This is a genomic window from Ideonella alba, from assembly GCF_018069875.1.
Taxonomy (GTDB): Bacteria; Pseudomonadota; Gammaproteobacteria; order Burkholderiales; family Burkholderiaceae_C; genus Ideonella; species Ideonella alba.
In genome coordinates this window covers 54480-69569 of record NZ_JAGQDF010000013.1, presented here as the reverse complement: position 1 = coordinate 69569, position 15090 = coordinate 54480, and the positions used below count along the sequence as shown (strand labels likewise).

The window sequence follows — 15090 nt, the reverse complement described above, 5'->3', positions numbered from 1 at the left end:
GATGTCCTCAGGGCCGTGGCCACAGTGCCCACACGCGCAGCGCCTGCTTGGTGCGGCCGGCCTGGGCCTCGGGCTCGTCGCCCCAGCCCCAGAAGAAGTCGGCGCGCACCGCGCCGACGATGGCGCTGCCGGTGTCCTGGGCCATCACCAGGCGCTGCAGCGGCCGCGTGGACAGCGGCTCGGTGCTGTCGATCCACACCGGCGTGCCGTAGGGAATGCTCTGCGGGTCCACCGCGATCGAGCGCCCGGGCGTCAGCGGCACGCCCTGGGCGCCCTTGGGGCCCAGCGCGGGGTCGGGCAGCGGCTCCTCGCGGAAGAACACATAGCGCGGGTTCTGCCACAGCAGCTCCTGCACCCGCCTGGGGTTGCGCCGTGCCCAGTCCTTGATGCCGGGCCAGCTGGCCTCGCCGGCCTTCAGCTCGCCCTGGTCGATCAGCCAGCGGCCGACCGATTTGTAGGGCTGGTCGTTGTGGCCGGCAAAGGCCACGCGCACCAGCTTCTCGCTGCCGTCGGGCTCGGTCAGGCGCAGCCGGCCCGAGCCCTGGATCTGCAGCACCAGCGCGTCCAGCGGGTCGTCGACATAGGCGATCTCGCGGCCCTTGAGCGCCACCGCGGCGGCGCCAGGGGTCTCGATCTGCTGGCGGGTGTACCAGGGCTTCTTCTGCCCCAGCTCGGCGGGCACCGCATGCAGCGGCACGCGGCGGCTGGCCGTGGGCTTGCGGCTGGCGGCCACCAGCGGCTCGAAGTAGCCGGTCAGCAGGCCCTCGGGGTTGGCGTCGGGCGATTCCACGCGGTAGACCACCAGGCGGTCTTCCAGGAAGCGCCGCAGCGTGGCGTCGTCAGGCGCCTTCAGCGCCGCCAGCTGGCCGCACAGGGCCACCCAGGGGTCGACTGGCACCGCGCAGCCGGCGCGCAGCGCGGGCAGCCACTCGCTCAGGCGATCGACGCCCCAGCCGGGCAGCTCGCCCCAGGCGGCGGGAATCCAGTGGGCGCGCGGGCGCGCCAGGCCACCCGGTGGCAGCGGCACGGGCTCCGTGCTGAGCTTCAGGTCAGGGCGGCGTTGCTCCACCGGCGCGGGGCCGTCAGCGCGCGGGGTCAGCAGGCTGCAGGCGGCCAGCGCCGCCAGGGCCACCGCGGCGGCCAGGAATCGGAACGGATGCATTGGGCGTGATGGTAGGTCACCCACGCGGCGGCCAGAAGAAACTGGCCGGCGCGCGCCGCAGCCGCCCGAGGATGGCGTCACGCAGCCGGGCCTGGTCCTTGAGCTTGAGTTGACGCGAGGCCAGCGCCACGCGCAGCGCCAGGAAGAAGCTGACGCCCAGGTTCAGCGCACCGATCACCGGAATCGCCGCCAGGCAGCGCCAGAACCCGGGTTGCTGCAGCAGGTCGGTGCCCAGCGCGCCCAGCGCGGCGGCCAGCTGGCCCATCGCCAGTGTGACGTGGCGCACCTCGATCGGCAGGCCGAAGAAGCTGCCCAGCGCCGGCACCAGGCCCAGCAGCAGACCCAGCGAGGTGTTGGCGGCCAGGCCCGAGACATTCGCGCGCCACCAGCGCGCCCAGCGCTGCGCGCGCTCGGGGCCCAGCAGCGCGCGGCTGCGCGGGTTCCAGGCGATGGCACTGTCCAGGCGCTGGAAGACGAACCAGTTCTCCACCCAGCCGGCAATCAGGCTGGAGGCGAACAGCAGCACGCCGGTGAAGGCGGCAAAGAAGGCGCTGGGCCCCAGGATGTCCAGCGAATGCAGCACGTAGTGCGCGTCGGTCTCGCCCACCAGCGGCGCGCCGGCCCACCACCAGCCCAGGCCTTGCAGCGCCAGCACCACCGGCACCACCAGCGCCAGGTTGCCGACGATGCCGGCCATCTGCGAGCGCAGCAGGTGCGCCACCTCGTCGACGAAGCCCTCCACCGCCTGCTCGTCGCGGCCGATGCCGTCCAGCCGCGCGGCCATGCTGGGCGCGGTCATCGCCGGCTGCTTGGTGGCCACGGTCCAGTGCAGCAGCTGCACCAGCACGAAGCTGATCGCGTAGTTCAGCCCGGCGGCCAGACCCGCCCAGAAGATCGGCAGCGCCAGCGCGCCCAGCGCGAACTTGGCCAGCGTGGTGAAGCCGATCACCGCGCCGCCGCCGGCGGCGTGGCGCAGCATCTGCAGCCAGCCGGCGCGGTCGCGGGTGATGTAGTGCTCGCCGGTCTCGGCGCTGCGCTCGGTGACCTTGCGCGCCAGCAGCGCGTAGTGGCGCGCCAGCAGCCGGCCCAGGCCGCGGCGCTCGGCGGCGGCCTCGGCCAGCGCTTCCACCAGACGGCGCCAGGCCGATGCGGGCCGGGGCGCCAGCAGCAGGTCGAGCAGCAGCTCCATGCGCTCGCGGCGGCGGCGCAGCTGGTCGATCTGGAACACCAGGTCCACCGAGATGCCGTGTTCGTCCAGGTGCTGGCGCACACTGTCGGCGGCTTCGACGCAGGCCTGCAGCACGGCGCGCAGGTACTGCGCCTGCTGCAGGCGCTCGGCGGCGTCGGCGCCGTCGCGGTGGGCGGCGCGCAGCGCCTCGGCGGTGCGGGCCAGCTCGTGGAAGGGGCGCTGCGCCAGCGCGGCGGGGTCGATGCGCTGGCGCATCGCGCCGGCCAGGCCGGTGGCGCGCATCTGGCTGGCCAGCAGCTGCAGCGCCTCGATCAGCACCGCCTGCGGCGGCTCCTCGGGGGTGTCGGTGCACAGCGCGGCCAGGCCCAGCAGCGTGGCGTCGTCCAGCGCGGCCAGCCAGGTGGCGTCGCCGTCGGCGCACACCAGCTGGAACAGCTCGCCCAGGTCATGGGTCTGCGGCGTGCCGGGCAGCAGGCCCAGGCGCAGTCGCTCGCCCAGCTCGCTGACGAAGCCCTGGCGAGGCGCAAAGCCGAAATCGGCCAGCAGGCCGGCCGGGTCCAGCGAGGCGAGCGTGGTGCGCAGCAGCGCGCTGACGCGGCCGTGGGCGTCGGCGTCGTGGTCCAGCTCGCTCAGCAGGTGGCGCAGCCGGCGCACCGGCCAGGGCACGTCGCGCAGCGGGTCGGCCTCGTCCACCGCGGGGCCGTCGGCGCGCACCCAGGCCAGCAGGTTCACCAGCCACAGGTGGCGCTCGACCGCCGGCGCCGCCGGATCGGCCTGCGCCAGCAGCCCCGCCAGCCCGGTCATCAATGCAGCGCGCTGGCCTGGGCCAGTTCGAAGGGCGCGATCGGCGTGTCGAACCAGTGCGCGTCTTCGGTGATGCAGAAGAAGGTGCCCTGCATGCGCCCGCGCGGCGTGGCCAGGCGCGTCCAGCTGGTGTATTCGAACTGCTCGCCTGGCTTGAGCAGCGGTTGGTGGCCCACCACGGCCAGGCCGCGCACTTCCTCGGTGTGGCCGGCGCTGTCGGTGATGATCCAGTGGCGCGCGACCAGCTGCGCCGCCACATCGCCGCTGTTGCGGATGGTGATCGTGTAGGCAAAGGCCCAGACATGGTCTGCGGCCGAGGACTGCTCGGGCAGGTACTGCGTGGCCACCGAGACGCTGAATTGCGGGTTCGACATCGGGCCATCCTAGCGCGGCTCCGTAAAATCGAGGTTTCCGCCCGTGCCAAGTCCCTTCACGCCTCATCCGTCATGACCACCTACCGCATCGCGCCCAGCATCCTGTCCGCCGACTTCGCCCGCCTGGGCGAGGAGGTCAAGAACGTGCTGGCCGCCGGGGCGGACTGGATCCACTTCGACGTGATGGACAACCATTACGTGCCCAACCTCACCTTCGGGCCGATGGTCTGCCAGGCGCTGAAGAAGCACGCGGTCAAGCCCGACGGCACGCCCGCGCCGATCGACGTGCACCTGATGGTGCAGCCGGTGGACGCGCTGGCGCTGGAGTTCGCCAAGGCGGGCGCCGACATCATCACCTTCCACCCCGATGCCTCCACCCACGTGGACCGCACGCTGCAGCTGATCAAGGGCGCGGGCTGCCAGGCCGGCCTGGTGTTCAACCCGGCGATGCCCATCGACGTGCTGGAGTGGACGATCGACAAGCTCGACGTGATCCTGCTGATGAGCGTGAACCCCGGCTTCGGCGGCCAGAGCTTCATCGACAGCACGCTGCGCAAGGCCGAGCAGGTGCGCCGGCTGATCGACGCTGAACGAGCCAGGTCGGGCCGCGACATCCGCCTGGAGATCGACGGCGGCGTCAAGGGCGACAACATCCGCCGCATCGCCGATGCCGGCGCCGACACCTTCGTGGCCGGCAGCGCGATCTTCGGCAAGCCCGACTACAAGGCCGTGATCGACGAGATGCGCGCCGCCCTGGCCCGCTGAGCCCCACCTTGGCCGACTTCCCGCTCGACGCCCTGCCGGGCCACTACATCCGGCGCCTGCAGCAGATCGCGGTGGCGGTCTTCCTGGAGGAGACGGCCGAGTTCGGCATCACGCCGGTGCAGTTTGCCGCGTTGCAGGCGGTGCGCCTGCAGCCGGGGATGGACCAGCGCAGCCTGGCCCGCACCATCGGCTACGACACCTCCACCATCGGCGGCGTGGTCGACCGCCTGGAAAAGCGCGGCCTGCTGCAGCGCCAGGCCTCGCCCAGCGACCGCCGCGTGCGCCAGCTGGTGCTCACGCCCGAGGGCGAGCGGGTGCTGACGCTGATCATCGCGCCGATGCAGCGCGCCCAGCACCGCATGCTGGCGCCCTTGCCGCCCGAGCAGCGCGACGAGTTCCTGCGCATGCTGATGACCCTGGTGCAGGGCAACAACGAGCTGGCGCGGGCGCCGGGCGAGATGGGCTGAGGGCGCTCCGGTGGACGCGCTGCCGCCACCGCTGGAGCCTGAGCAGCTGCGCCAATGGGTCGGCCGCGCGCCGCGGCGCATGGAGGATGTGGCCGCGCTGACGCCCGCCCGGCTGATGGCTGCCACCGTGGACGACACGCCGCGCGCGCTGCAGCCTGGCGATGCGCTGCCACCGCTGTGGCACTGGCTGTACTTCCTGGAAGGCCTGCCGCGCGCGCAGCTGGGGCCCGACGGCCACCCGGCGCGCGGGGGCTTCCTGCCACCGGTGCCGCTGCCCAACCGGATGTGGGCCGGCGGCCGCGTGCAGTGGCTGGCGCCGCTGCCGCTGGGCGCGGCGCTGGTGCGGCTGTCCAGCGTGCAGTCGGTGGAGGTCAAGCAGGGCCGCAGCGGTCCGCTGGTCTTCGTCACCGTGCTGCACGCGCTGCAGGCCGATGGCCAGCCCTGCCTGCGCGAAGAGCACGACATTGTCTTCAAGGGCCGGTCCTTGCCGGCCGCGGCCGCCACGCCCGAGCTGCCCGCGGCGGTGCTGCGTGAGCCCTGGACGCCGGACAGCACGCAGCTGTTCCGCTACTCGGCGCTGACCTTCAACGGCCACCGCATCCACTACGACGCCGACTACTGCCGCAGCGTGGAAGGCTACGACGCGCCCGTGGTGCACGGCCCGCTGATCGCCACCCGGCTGGCCGGCCTGGCGCAGCGCTGCCTGGGTGCGCCGCTGACGCGCTTCGAGTACCGCGCGCGCCAGCCGGTGACGCTGGGCCACGGCCTCGAGCTGGTGGCGGCCGCCCAGGACGGCGATGGCCTGGCGCTGTGGGCGGCGATCGACGAGGGCGCTGGTGTGGCCATGCAGGCCCGCGCCTGGGCGGCGCCCTAGCGCACCGTGCGCGAGTAGGCCCGGAACACCTGGTCGCGCACCCAGCCCATCGACTCGTACAGCGCCTGCGCGCCGATGTTGTCGTGGGCGGTGGTCAGGTCGATGCGCTGCTTGTCGTCGTCGCGCGCGGCGTTCACCGCCGACAGCAGCAGCAGCCGCCCGGCGCCCAGGCGGCGCGCCACCGGCTGCACATACAGGTCGTAGAGCACGTAGATGGGCGCCAGCTCCAGCGAGCACCAGCTGGGGTAGAGCTGGCAGAAGCCGATCACGCCGGCGGCCGCGGTCTCGGCCACGATGACGCGCGATTCCCCCGTCACCAGGCGCTGCTGCAGGAAGGCCTGGGCCGCCGCGCGGCCCGGGGGGCAGTGGTAGAACTGACGGTACTGTTCGAACAGCTCGCCCAGCCGCGGAAGGTCGGACAGGGCGGCGTCACGCGTGCTCAGCATGAGGATTCCCGGGGTTGGCTCGGGCCGATTCCGGCAGCCCGAAGACGCGATCGAAGGCCCAGGTGAAGGCCACCGCGTAGACGAAGAAGAAGGCGACGATACCCAGGTCAGCCAGCAGCGCGGCCCACAGCGTGGTGTTGAGCCACCAGGCCATCAGCGGCACCAGCATCACGACCAGGCCGCCCTCGAAACCGATGCCATGCGCCAGCCGGCGCCGCCACGAGCGGCCCTTGACCGCCTGGCGCGCCTCCCAGCGCTCGAACCAGCCATTGAACACCCAGTTCCAGGCCAGTGCCACGCTGGACAGCACCAGCGCCAGCGCCAGCGAGGAGGCCATCGGTGCGTCGAACAGCGAGGCCATGGCCGGGCCGACCGCCGTGATCGCGATCGCCTCGTAGAGCACGGCCTGCACGATGCGGCGGGCGGCGGGGGTCAGGGCCAGGGGCATCGGCCCATGATAGGGGCGCCAGGCTGCCGCCCGGCTGACAAGGGGTTCAGCGCGACGCCGCCGAGGCGGCCGGCGGCACGTAGACGTTCTCGGGCGCGATGCTGCGCGGCACCAGGCGGCACAGCGTGGTGCCCTCGGGCGTGCGCCACTCCAGCCGCGGCCCGCGCAGCTCCAGCCGGGTCTTCTCGCGGCCGTTCACATAGACCGCCTCGCGGCCTTCGCGCACCCGCTGCACGGTGTGGCGCTGGCCGTCCCACTCGACATGGGCGGTGAAGGGCGTGCTGGTGAGCTTGAGCACGCGGCCATCCTCGCAGCGGTAGTCGGCCGGCGCGGCCGCGGCGGCCAGCGGCAGCAGGGCCAGCAGCGCGGCCAGACGGCGCATCAGGCGTCGATCCCGTAGCGGGCGCGGTAGGCCGCCACGCGCTCGAGGTTGGCCGCCAGCGCCGCATCGCCGGTGGTCTGCAGCAAGGCCATCAGGTCGGCCAGCGTGGCGATGGACACCACCCGCAGGCCCAGCTCCTGCTCGACATACTGCACGCCCGAGCGGCGGTTGGCCGGGTCGTCGCTGGCGCGCTCCTGGCGGTCCATGGTGATGGCCACGCCCACGGGGGTGGCACCGGCGGCGCGGATCATGTCGGCGGCTTCACGCTTGGAGGCGCCGTCGGTGATCACGTCGTCGATGATCAGCACGCGGCCGCGCACCGGCGCACCCACCAGCGTGCCGCCTTCGCCGTGGTCCTTGGCTTCCTTGCGGTTGTACGCAAAGGGCACGCTGCGGCCTTCCTTGGCCAGGCCGATGGCCACCGCCGCGGCCAGCGTGATGCCCTTGTAGGCCGGGCCGAACAGCATGTCGAATTCGAGGCCCGAGGCGATCAGCCGGCGTGCATAGAATTCGCCCAGCCGCATCAGCTTGGCACCGTCGTCAAAGAGGCCGGTGTTGAAGAAGTACGGCGATTTCCGGCCCGCCTTGGTGGTGAAATCGCCGAAGCGCAGCACCCCCGCCTCCACCGAGAACATGACGAATTCCTGGGCCAGGGCGTCGGTGGTGGGCGTGGTCGACATGAAGGGACAGACGGTGGGTTTCAGACTGGTCTCGCTCAACCTGAACGGCATCCGTTCGGCGGCAACCAAGGGCTTTCGCGAGTGGGCGCAGGCCCACGCGCCGGATTGTATGGGGGTGCAGGAGGTCAAGGCGCAGGCGCCGGACGTCGAGGGGGTCTTCGACCACCTGGGTGACCTGCGCGGCCACTTCCACTACGCCCAGAAGAAGGGCTACTCCGGTGTGGGCTTGTACACCCGCCACGAGCCCAGCGACGTGAAAATCGGCTTCGGCAACCCTGAGTTTGATGACGAGGGCCGCTGGGTGGAACTGCGCTTCGACAAGCCCGGCCGCAAGCTCAGCCTGATCAGCTGCTACTTTCCCAGCGGCTCCAGCGGCGAGGACCGCCAGCAGGCCAAGTTCCGCTTCCTGGACGCGATGGCGCCGCACCTGGCCAAGCTGAAGAAGACACGCGAGTTCATCCTGGTGGGCGACGTCAACATCGCACACCAGGAAGCCGACCTGAAGAACTGGAAGTCCAACCAGAAGAACAGCGGCTTCCTGCCTGAAGAGCGCGCCTGGATGACCCAGCTGCTGGGCACCGGCAAGGGCCAGGGCGGCCTGGTCGACGTCTACCGCCGCCTGCACCCCAGCACCACCGACGAGTGCTACACATGGTGGAGCAACCGCGGCCAGGCCTACGCCAAGAACGTGGGCTGGCGCCTGGACTACCACCTGGCCACACCGGCGCTGGCCGAACACGCGAAGGCCGCCGCCATCTACAAGGACCAGAAGTTCAGCGACCATGCGCCGCTGACGATCGATTACGGGTTCAAGCTGTAGCACTGCGGGGCCGCTTGCTGCCTTGGCCGGCCGTTGGGTCGACTGCGGCGGTATGGCGCGGCGGGCGAGGGGGAGTTCGCTTGTCCTCATGTCCCCCGGCCTGCGGCCTCCTCCTTGACTTCGGCCAAGCGAACTCCCCCTCACCCGCTACCGACGTTCCCGCACTGCTCGCGCGAGCAGTCCCGAAACGGTGCCAAGCGAGGTGGGGGAAAGGGGTCGAACGAAGTCAAGGAGGAGGCCGCAGGCCGGGGGACATGAGAGAGACCCCTTTCCCCCACCTCGCCTCAACCGCCTCCGCGGGCAATGACTGCCATGGGCAGTCTGGCGTTCCCGAAAACAACAAAGCCCGCCGAAGCGGGCTTTGCCTTGTGCGCCAGACCAGAAGGTCAGGCGGCGCTGAGCCACATCGCCGTGTCGAAGGCGCTGCTCATCATCGGCATGTTCATGCCGAAGTTTGGATTGATACCGTTCTTGGCTGCCGCCTTCGCGGCAGGCTTCGTAGCTTCCTGGGCCGTCTCAGCAGCCCGCTCCCATGACCCGTTTTCCTGGGAGCGGGCTACTGAAAAGAATAGAAACATCTGAAGGGTATTTTTCGATCACCCCAGAAGTCGGCGGCATCGCGGAAGACGTCGAGCAGCTGCTCGCGCGACTCGCGATCGAAGCGCGTGTTGTCGGGGATCTGCTCGAGCACGACCACGAAGCCCGGCTGCTGGCCCGACTTGTGGACCAGGTCGGTCATGCAGTCGTACAGGGCGTCGAGGTTCTTGCCGAAGTGCGATGGGAACAGGAACGCGCTCGCGATGCCTTCCAGCACGTCCTGCTTGGACTGTGCCTCGGTGAGGTTGGCATACAGGAAATGCTGGCCCGACTCCTGTGCCGCGCGCATCAGGTCATCGACCCGGTACGCGCGTATCGCCTGCACGATGTTGGGACGGACGGTCTGCAAGAGCATGGTCTCGTTCCTCCGTTGTTCAAATGTCTGTCGTTCGTCCGCGGGCTTCAGGGCACGATGCGCCGAAAGCTCGCGTAATGGTCTTGGGTGTAATAACAGGCCTCAGGTTCCCTGGTTTGCTTGCCGCCGCAGACGATGCGCCGGGCACCCCGGTCGCGCGAGCCTGGCGTGGGCACGGTGTATTCGCGGTAGTGACCCCGGGGCTGGCGCGGTAGCAGTCGCTCGCGGTTGCCGAACACCGTGCCATCCTTGGCATACGGGAACGGACCGCCGGCGCGGATCAGGCTGTCGGTGCGGCGGGCCTCGACCGGCAGATCGCTCAGCCGGACCGTGGCCATCGCCGAGTCGGTCGCAGGGCCCGTTTCACGGGCCTGCGCCGCCGTCGCGGCAGCCCCCAGGACACCCACTGCGGCCACACCGACGACCGCCGCAGATGCGATGGTGAGCCCCCACTTGCGTAAGGTTCTGCCCACCAGCAGCGGATCGCACGAGACCACGGGTTTACCCTGAAGACTTAAACAGTCATGCTACCGGATTGGCGCGAAAACCACAAGTGCACTGCACCATGGCGGCGCAGTGCAAGGCCTTTCAAGTAAGCATTTGCTTACTTGCTTTACGTTGTCAATGGCGGGCGGCGTTGGCGTCAACCACCGTCAGTGCGGTCATGTTCACGATGCGGCGCACCGTGGCGGACGGCGTGAGGATGTGCACCGGTTTGGCCGCACCCAGCAGCACCGGGCCGATCGCGATGCCGCCGCCCGAGGCGGTTTTCAGCAGGTTGTAGCTGATGTTGGCGGCGTCGATGTTGGGCATCACCAGCAGGTTGGCCTCGCCGGTGAGCGTGCTGCGCGGCATCAGCTCGGCGCGGTAGGCGGCGTCCAGCGCGGTGTCGCCATGCATCTCGCCGTCGATCTCCAGCCAGGGTGCCTGCTCGCGCACCAGCGCCAGCGTCTGGCGCATCTTCACCGCCGAGGGCTGGTCGCTGGAGCCGAAGTTGCTGTGCGACAGCAGCGCGGCCTTGGGCGCGATGCCGAAGCGGCGCATCTCCTCGGCGGCCAGGATGGTGATCTCGGCCAGCTGCTCGGCGCTGGGGTCGTAGTTGATGTGGGTGTCGACCACGAAGACCTGGCGGCCCGGCAGCACCAGGCCGTTCATGCAGGCGTAGTTCTTGACGCCCGGGCGCTTGCCGATCAGCGCATCCACGTGGTGGATGTGCATGGCCGTGGTGCCCCAGGTGCCGCAGATCATGCCGTCGACTTCGCCCTTGTGCAGCAGCATGCTGGCGATCAGGGTGAGCCGGCGGCGCATCTCGATCTTGGCGAACTGCTCGGTCACGCCGCGGCGCTCCATCAGCCGGTGGTAGGTCTGCCAGTAGTCGCGGTAGCGGGTGTCCTCGTCGATGTTGACGATCTCGAAGTCGCGGCCTTCTTCAATGCGCAGGCCCAGCTTCTCGATGCGCGTCTTGATGACGCTGGCGCGGCCCACCAGCACCGGGCGGGCCAGGTTCTCGTCGACGATCACCTGCAGCGCGCGCAGCACGCGGCGGTCCTCGCCCTCGGCGAAGGCCACGCGGCGGTTCTTCGCCCGCTTGGCCACCGCGAAGATCGGCTTCATCAGCGTGCCCGAGGCATAGACGAAGGTCTGCAGCTTGTCGCGGTAGGCCTGCAGGTCGGTGATCGGGCGGGTGGCCACGCCGCACTCGGCGGCGGCCTGGGCCACGGCCGGGGCGATGATCATCATCAGCCGCGGGTCGAAGGGCTTGGGGATCAGGTACTCGGGGCCGAAGCTCAGCGTCGCGCCCGAGTAGGCGGCGGCCACCGCGTCGTTCTGCTCGGCCTGGGCCAGCGTGGCGATCGCGTGGACCGCGGCGATCTCCATCTCGTCGGTGATCGTCCTGGCGCCGCAGTCCAGCGCGCCGCGGAAGATGTACGGGAAGCACAGGACGTTGTTGACCTGGTTCGGGTAGTCGGTGCGGCCGGTGGCCATGATGGCGTCGTCGCGCACCGCCTTGACCGCCTCCGGCATGATCTCGGGCGTGGGGTTGGCCAGCGCGAAGATCAGCGGCCGCTCGGCCATGCTGGCCACCATCTCGGGCTTGAGCACGCCGCCGGCGGACAGGCCCAGGAAGATGTCGGCACCGGCGATGGCCTGCGCCAGCGTGCGGTGCGGCGTGTCGTTGGCGAACTCGGCCTTGTCCGGGTCCATCAGCTCGGTGCGGCCCTTCCAGACCACGCCGGCCAGGTCGGTGGCGATGATGTTCTCGCGCGGCAGGCCCAGCTTGACCAGCAGGTTCAGGCAGGCCAGCGCGGCGGCGCCGGCGCCGCTGGACACCAGGCGCACCTCCTTGATGCTCTTGCCCACCACCTTCAGGCCGTTGAGCAGCGCCGCGCCCACCACGATGGCGGTGCCGTGCTGGTCGTCGTGGAAGACCGGGATGGACAGGCGCTCGCGCAGCTTGCGTTCGACATAGAAGCAGTCGGGCGCCTTGATGTCCTCGAGGTTGATGCCGCCGAAGGTGGGCTCCAGCGCGGCGATGATGTCGACCAGCTTGTCGAGGTTCTTCTCGGCGATCTCCAGGTCGAAGACGTCGATGCCGGCGAACTTCTTGAACAGGACGCCCTTGCCCTCCATCACCGGCTTGGAGGCCAGCGGGCCGATGTCGCCCAGGCCCAGCACCGCGGTGCCGTTGGTGACCACCGCCACCAGGTTGCCGCGGCTGGTGTAGCGGAAGGCGTTGGCCGGGTCCTCGACGATCTCCTCGCAGGCCGCGGCCACGCCGGGCGAGTAGGCCAGCGCCAGGTCGCGCTGGTTGATCAGCTGCTTGGTCGCGGTGATGGCCACCTTGCCCGGGGTCGGGAACTCGTGGTACTCCAGCGCGGCTCGGCGCAGTTCGGATTGCTTCTCTTCGGAGGTGGTCATGCAGGAGCCTCGGCGCAGCGGATCGGGGGTCGGATTGTAGGAGTCACCCCGCGCCGGAGCCCTGCGGGAACTGCGTAGGCCCTGTCCCCGGTCCGGCCGGATACTTCCGCCATGCCACCCGCCACCGGCTCCACGCCCACCCCCGCACTGCGCGCGCGCGTGCTGTGGGGGGCACTGGTGCTGATGCTGCTGGTGGCACAGTCGCTGCTGGTGTGGCTGACGCTGGACTACGAATCGGGCCGCGCGCAGGACCGTGCTGCCGAGGTGGCCGCGCAGTCGGCCGGCGAGCTGCGCCGCCAGGCCCAGCAGGTGCTGGAATCGGTGCAGGTGCTGGTCTGGACCCATGGCTCCGATGCCGCCTGGCGCACCGAGACCCAGGCCCTGCTGCGCGAACGCCACGCGCTGCTGCGGCTGGAGCGCCGTGACGACCAGCTGCACCTGCTGTCGGCCACCGACACGCCCTACGGCCCCACGCCCTTCTCGGCGATGAGCCGGCGCGCGCTGGAGCTGGAACTGGCACCCACTTGCGTACAGGCGGTGCGCACCTCGACGCCTACCTTCTCGCGCAGCTACTTCATGCCGCTGCCCGGCGGCCAGGGCCAGGAGGTGGTGGACCTGTGCTTCGCGGCCGAGGGCGGCGCGCGCTTCGTGGTGGCCACCGTGTCGCTGCCCGAGCTGCTGGAGAAGGTGGCGGCCGGCACCCGCGGTGAGCACGAGCTGTCGCTGGTCGAACCCGACGGCACCCGCCTGGCGCGCGCGGGCAGCCTGCGCGGCCAGGGCGTCTACCAGGCCACCCGGCTGGTCAGCCTGCCGGGCCTGTCGCTGCTGCTGCGCGCCGACGCGGTGACCGGCCGCCCGGGCCTGATTCCCAACCTGGCGATCGCGCTGGTGCTGGGCCTGTCGCTGAGCCTGCTGGGCGTGGTGGGCCTGCTGGTGCGCGACATCCGCCGCCGCAGCGCCGCCGAACACGCGGTGGCCGAGGCGCTGGCCTTTCGCCGCGCGATGGAGGACTCGCTGGTCACCGGCCTGCGCGCCCGCGACCGTGACGGCCGCATCACCTATGTCAACCCGGCCTTCTGCGCGATGGTGGGCTGGGAGGCCGACGCACTGGTGGGCCAGGACACGCCGCCCTACTGGCCGCCCGAGCGGGTGGACGACTACCGCCGCCGCCAGGCCGAGCGGCTGCAGCTGGGCGCCGACGACAACGCCCAGCGCCAGGGCTTCGAGACCCAGTTCATGCGCCGCAACGGCGAGCGCTTCCCGGTGATGATCTACGAGGCGCCGCTGCGCGACCGCGAGGGCCGCCACACCGGCTGGATGAGCGCCGCGGTGGATGTGAGTGGCGAGCGCCGCATGGAAGAGCTCTCGCGCCAGCAGCAGGAGCGTCTGCAGGCCAGCGCGCGCCTGGCCACGGTGGGCGAGATGGCCTCGCTGCTGAGCCACGAGCTGAACCAGCCGCTGGCCGCAATCGCCAGCTACGCCACCGGCTCGCTGAACCTGATGGACGCGCCCGACGAGGACCCGGCCGAGCTGAAGGACCTGCTGCGCCAGGCACTCACCCGCATCGCCGAGCAGGCCGAGCGCGCCGGCCGGGTGATCAAGAGCGTGCACGGCTTTGTGCGGCGTCGCGACGGCGCGCGCGAGGCCCTGGCCGCCGACCAGCTCATCGAGGCCGTGCTGCCGCTGGTGCGCCTGCAGGCCCGCAAGAGCGGCACCCGCATCGAGGTGACGCTGGCCAGGCCGGTGCCGCGCGTCTGGGCCGATCGCACGATGGTGGAGCAGGTGCTGCTGAACCTCACCCGCAACGGCATCCAGGCGATGGACGAGGCCACGCCCGCCGCCGAGCGGGTGCTGCACATCGAGGTGGTGCAGACCCACCCGCGCTGGGTGCGCTTCACCGTGCGCGACGCCGGCCCCGGCATCCCGCCCGAGGTGGCGGCGCGCCTGTTCACGCCCTTCTTCACCACCAAGACCGAGGGCATGGGCCTGGGCCTGTCGCTGTGCCGCACGGTGATCGAGCAGCATGGCGGCGCGCTGGATTTCGGCCCCCCGCCGGGCGAACCCGCTGGCCGCGGCACCGAGTTCCGGTTTACCCTGCCGGTGCCCGAGACGCCCGTTCGCAAGCCCACCGACACCCCGCCATGAACTCCGCCCGCTTCGGCCTGCCGATGGTCTATCTGGTTGACGACGAGGACGTGGTGCGCGACGCGCTGGCCTGGCTGCTGCGTTCGCGCCGCCTGCTGTCGGAAGCGCATGGCAGCGCCGAGGCGTTTGAGACCATGCTGCGCCAGCGCCTGGCCGCCGGCGCCTGGCCCAGCGCGCCCAGTTGCCTGCTGCTGGACGTGCGCATGCCCGGCATGAGCGGCCTGGCGCTGTTCGACCGCCTGGTGGAGCTGGGCCTGACCCGGCTGCTGCCGGTGATCTTCCTGACCGGCCATGCCGACGTGCCCACCGCGGTGGCCTCGGTCAAGCGCGGCGCCTTTGACTTCGTCGAGAAGCCTTTTTCCGACAACGCCCTGGTCGACCGCGTGGAGCAGGCGCTGGCCTTGAGCCTGCAGGCCCTGACCGAGCGCGAGGATGCCCGCGCGCTGGCGCGCGCGCTGGCCGAGCTGACCGAGCGCGAGCGCGAGGTGATGCAGCTGGTGGTGGAAGGCAAGCCGAACAAGCTGATCGCCGATGCGCTGGACATCAGCGTGCGCACGGTGGAAGTGCACCGCGCCCGGCTGTTCGAGAAGATGAATGTGAAGTCGGCGGTGGAGCTGGCCAACCTGCTGCGCCCTGGCGGCGGCTGACGCGCCGCTGCGCCGT

Annotated in this window: 17 protein-coding genes; 7 read left to right on the top strand and 10 right to left on the bottom strand. The window is 70.8% G+C overall.

The genetic code is table 11. From position 1 onward, the window contains the following. Positions 1–7: 7 nt before the first annotated feature. The 3 genes from mltA to apaG are packed head-to-tail and all read right to left on the bottom strand — an operon-like array spanning position 8 to position 3529. Positions 8–1162 carry a murein transglycosylase A gene (gene mltA / locus KAK07_RS19845; protein ID WP_210862834.1) on the bottom strand — a complete coding sequence of 385 codons (1155 nt, stop codon included), beginning with the start codon at positions 1160–1162 and terminating at the stop codon, positions 8–10. Between the two features lie 16 nt (positions 1163–1178). Further along, positions 1179–3155: a transporter-like protein TlpB gene (gene tlpB, locus KAK07_RS19840; RefSeq protein ID WP_210862832.1), complete on the bottom strand. Its 1977-nt coding sequence runs from the start codon at positions 3153–3155 to the stop codon at positions 1179–1181. After that, entirely contained in the window at positions 3155–3529 is a 375-nt protein-coding gene (gene apaG / locus KAK07_RS19835) for a Co2+/Mg2+ efflux facilitator ApaG/CorD (RefSeq protein WP_210855418.1), read from the bottom strand. Before apaG ends, tlpB begins: the two co-directional genes overlap by 1 nt. Positions 3530–3601: 72 nt before the next feature. Between apaG and rpe the strand changes: the two genes are divergently transcribed. The 3 genes from rpe to KAK07_RS19820 are packed head-to-tail and all read left to right on the top strand — an operon-like array spanning position 3602 to position 5635. Continuing rightward, positions 3602–4294, top strand: coding sequence for a ribulose-phosphate 3-epimerase (gene rpe / locus KAK07_RS19830; protein ID WP_210862830.1), 693 nt, complete (start codon positions 3602–3604; stop codon positions 4292–4294). Between the two features lie 8 nt (positions 4295–4302). Further along, positions 4303–4761, top strand: coding sequence for a MarR family winged helix-turn-helix transcriptional regulator (locus tag KAK07_RS19825; RefSeq protein WP_310738637.1), 459 nt, complete (start codon positions 4303–4305; stop codon positions 4759–4761). A 10-nt stretch (positions 4762–4771) separates the two neighbouring features. Continuing rightward, positions 4772–5635: an HTD2 family dehydratase gene (locus KAK07_RS19820; protein WP_310740751.1), complete on the top strand. Its 864-nt coding sequence runs from the start codon at positions 4772–4774 to the stop codon at positions 5633–5635. Here the strand turns inward: KAK07_RS19820 and KAK07_RS19815 are convergent. The 4 genes from KAK07_RS19815 to pyrE are packed head-to-tail and all read right to left on the bottom strand — an operon-like array spanning position 5632 to position 7591. Further along, a complete protein-coding gene (locus KAK07_RS19815) occupies positions 5632–6081 on the bottom strand; it encodes a GNAT family N-acetyltransferase (protein ID WP_210855422.1) in 450 nt (149 codons plus the stop codon). The two genes, KAK07_RS19820 and KAK07_RS19815, sit on opposite strands and share 4 nt — an antisense overlap. Then, the gene (locus tag KAK07_RS19810) at positions 6065–6529 is read right to left on the bottom strand and encodes a PACE efflux transporter (protein ID WP_210862828.1); all 465 of its coding nucleotides are present in this window, start codon (positions 6527–6529) and stop codon (positions 6065–6067) included. Before KAK07_RS19810 ends, KAK07_RS19815 begins: the two co-directional genes overlap by 17 nt. 46 nt (positions 6530–6575) lie before the next feature. Further along, positions 6576–6911: a hypothetical protein gene (locus tag KAK07_RS19805; RefSeq protein WP_210862826.1), complete on the bottom strand. Its 336-nt coding sequence runs from the start codon at positions 6909–6911 to the stop codon at positions 6576–6578. Continuing rightward, positions 6911–7591 carry an orotate phosphoribosyltransferase gene (pyrE, locus tag KAK07_RS19800; protein ID WP_210862824.1) on the bottom strand — a complete coding sequence of 227 codons (681 nt, stop codon included), beginning with the start codon at positions 7589–7591 and terminating at the stop codon, positions 6911–6913. Before pyrE ends, KAK07_RS19805 begins: the two co-directional genes overlap by 1 nt. On the opposite strand from pyrE, the gene KAK07_RS19795 reads away from it, so the two are divergent. Both KAK07_RS19795 and KAK07_RS19790 read left to right on the top strand, forming a co-directional pair. Next, positions 7590–8411: an exodeoxyribonuclease III gene (locus KAK07_RS19795; protein ID WP_210862946.1), complete on the top strand. Its 822-nt coding sequence runs from the start codon at positions 7590–7592 to the stop codon at positions 8409–8411. The genes pyrE and KAK07_RS19795 overlap by 2 nt on opposite strands. A gap of 312 nt (positions 8412–8723) precedes the next feature. Beyond that, positions 8724–8993 (top strand): hypothetical protein, encoded by a 270-nt coding sequence (locus KAK07_RS19790; protein ID WP_210862822.1) that lies wholly within the window; start codon positions 8724–8726, stop codon positions 8991–8993. Here KAK07_RS19790 and KAK07_RS19785 read toward each other — a convergent pair. The 3 genes from KAK07_RS19785 to KAK07_RS19775 all read right to left on the bottom strand — a co-directional run bounded on the left by KAK07_RS19785 (position 8968) and on the right by KAK07_RS19775 (position 12282). Beyond that, positions 8968–9363, bottom strand: a complete 396-nt coding sequence (locus KAK07_RS19785; RefSeq protein WP_210856857.1) for a barstar family protein — start codon at positions 9361–9363, stop codon at positions 8968–8970. The genes KAK07_RS19790 and KAK07_RS19785 overlap by 26 nt on opposite strands. Before the next feature lie 47 nt (positions 9364–9410). Next, entirely contained in the window at positions 9411–9803 is a 393-nt protein-coding gene (locus KAK07_RS19780; protein ID WP_375141231.1) for a guanyl-specific ribonuclease, read from the bottom strand. 181 nt (positions 9804–9984) lie between these two features. Continuing rightward, positions 9985–12282 carry an NADP-dependent malic enzyme gene (locus tag KAK07_RS19775; RefSeq protein WP_210862820.1) on the bottom strand — a complete coding sequence of 766 codons (2298 nt, stop codon included), beginning with the start codon at positions 12280–12282 and terminating at the stop codon, positions 9985–9987. A 111-nt stretch (positions 12283–12393) separates the two neighbouring features. Between KAK07_RS19775 and KAK07_RS19770 the strand changes: the two genes are divergently transcribed. Beyond that, positions 12394–14427, top strand: a complete 2034-nt coding sequence (locus tag KAK07_RS19770; protein ID WP_210862818.1) for a two-component system sensor histidine kinase NtrB — start codon at positions 12394–12396, stop codon at positions 14425–14427. Beyond that, on the top strand, positions 14424–15074 hold the full coding sequence (locus KAK07_RS19765; protein WP_247661342.1) for a response regulator transcription factor: 651 nt from the start codon (positions 14424–14426) through the stop codon (positions 15072–15074). Before KAK07_RS19770 ends, KAK07_RS19765 begins: the two co-directional genes overlap by 4 nt. Positions 15075–15090 lie beyond the last annotated feature (16 nt).

Bases quoted from the DNA above. Each gene is read 5' to 3' on its own strand.
- pyrE (WP_210862824.1), bottom strand. From the start codon at position 7,591: ATGTCGACCACGCCCACCACCGACGCCCTGGCCCAGGAATTCGTCATG.
- KAK07_RS19785 (WP_210856857.1), bottom strand. From the start codon at position 9,363: ATGCTCTTGCAGACCGTCCGTCCCAACATCGTGCAGGCGATACGCGCG.
- mltA (WP_210862834.1), bottom strand. From the start codon at position 1,162: ATGCATCCGTTCCGATTCCTGGCCGCCGCGGTGGCCCTGGCGGCGCTG.
- KAK07_RS19810 (WP_210862828.1), bottom strand. From the start codon at position 6,529: ATGCCCCTGGCCCTGACCCCCGCCGCCCGCCGCATCGTGCAGGCCGTG.
- KAK07_RS19805 (WP_210862826.1), bottom strand. From the start codon at position 6,911: ATGCGCCGTCTGGCCGCGCTGCTGGCCCTGCTGCCGCTGGCCGCCGCG.
- KAK07_RS19770 (WP_210862818.1), top strand. From the start codon at position 12,394: ATGCCACCCGCCACCGGCTCCACGCCCACCCCCGCACTGCGCGCGCGC.
- KAK07_RS19790 (WP_210862822.1), top strand. From the start codon at position 8,724: ATGGGCAGTCTGGCGTTCCCGAAAACAACAAAGCCCGCCGAAGCGGGC.
- KAK07_RS19815 (WP_210855422.1), bottom strand. From the start codon at position 6,081: ATGCTGAGCACGCGTGACGCCGCCCTGTCCGACCTTCCGCGGCTGGGC.
- apaG (WP_210855418.1), bottom strand. From the start codon at position 3,529: ATGTCGAACCCGCAATTCAGCGTCTCGGTGGCCACGCAGTACCTGCCC.
- KAK07_RS19795 (WP_210862946.1), top strand. From the start codon at position 7,590: ATGAAGGGACAGACGGTGGGTTTCAGACTGGTCTCGCTCAACCTGAAC.
- tlpB (WP_210862832.1), bottom strand. From the start codon at position 3,155: ATGACCGGGCTGGCGGGGCTGCTGGCGCAGGCCGATCCGGCGGCGCCG.
- rpe (WP_210862830.1), top strand. From the start codon at position 3,602: ATGACCACCTACCGCATCGCGCCCAGCATCCTGTCCGCCGACTTCGCC.
- KAK07_RS19775 (WP_210862820.1), bottom strand. From the start codon at position 12,282: ATGACCACCTCCGAAGAGAAGCAATCCGAACTGCGCCGAGCCGCGCTG.
- KAK07_RS19765 (WP_247661342.1), top strand. From the start codon at position 14,424: ATGAACTCCGCCCGCTTCGGCCTGCCGATGGTCTATCTGGTTGACGAC.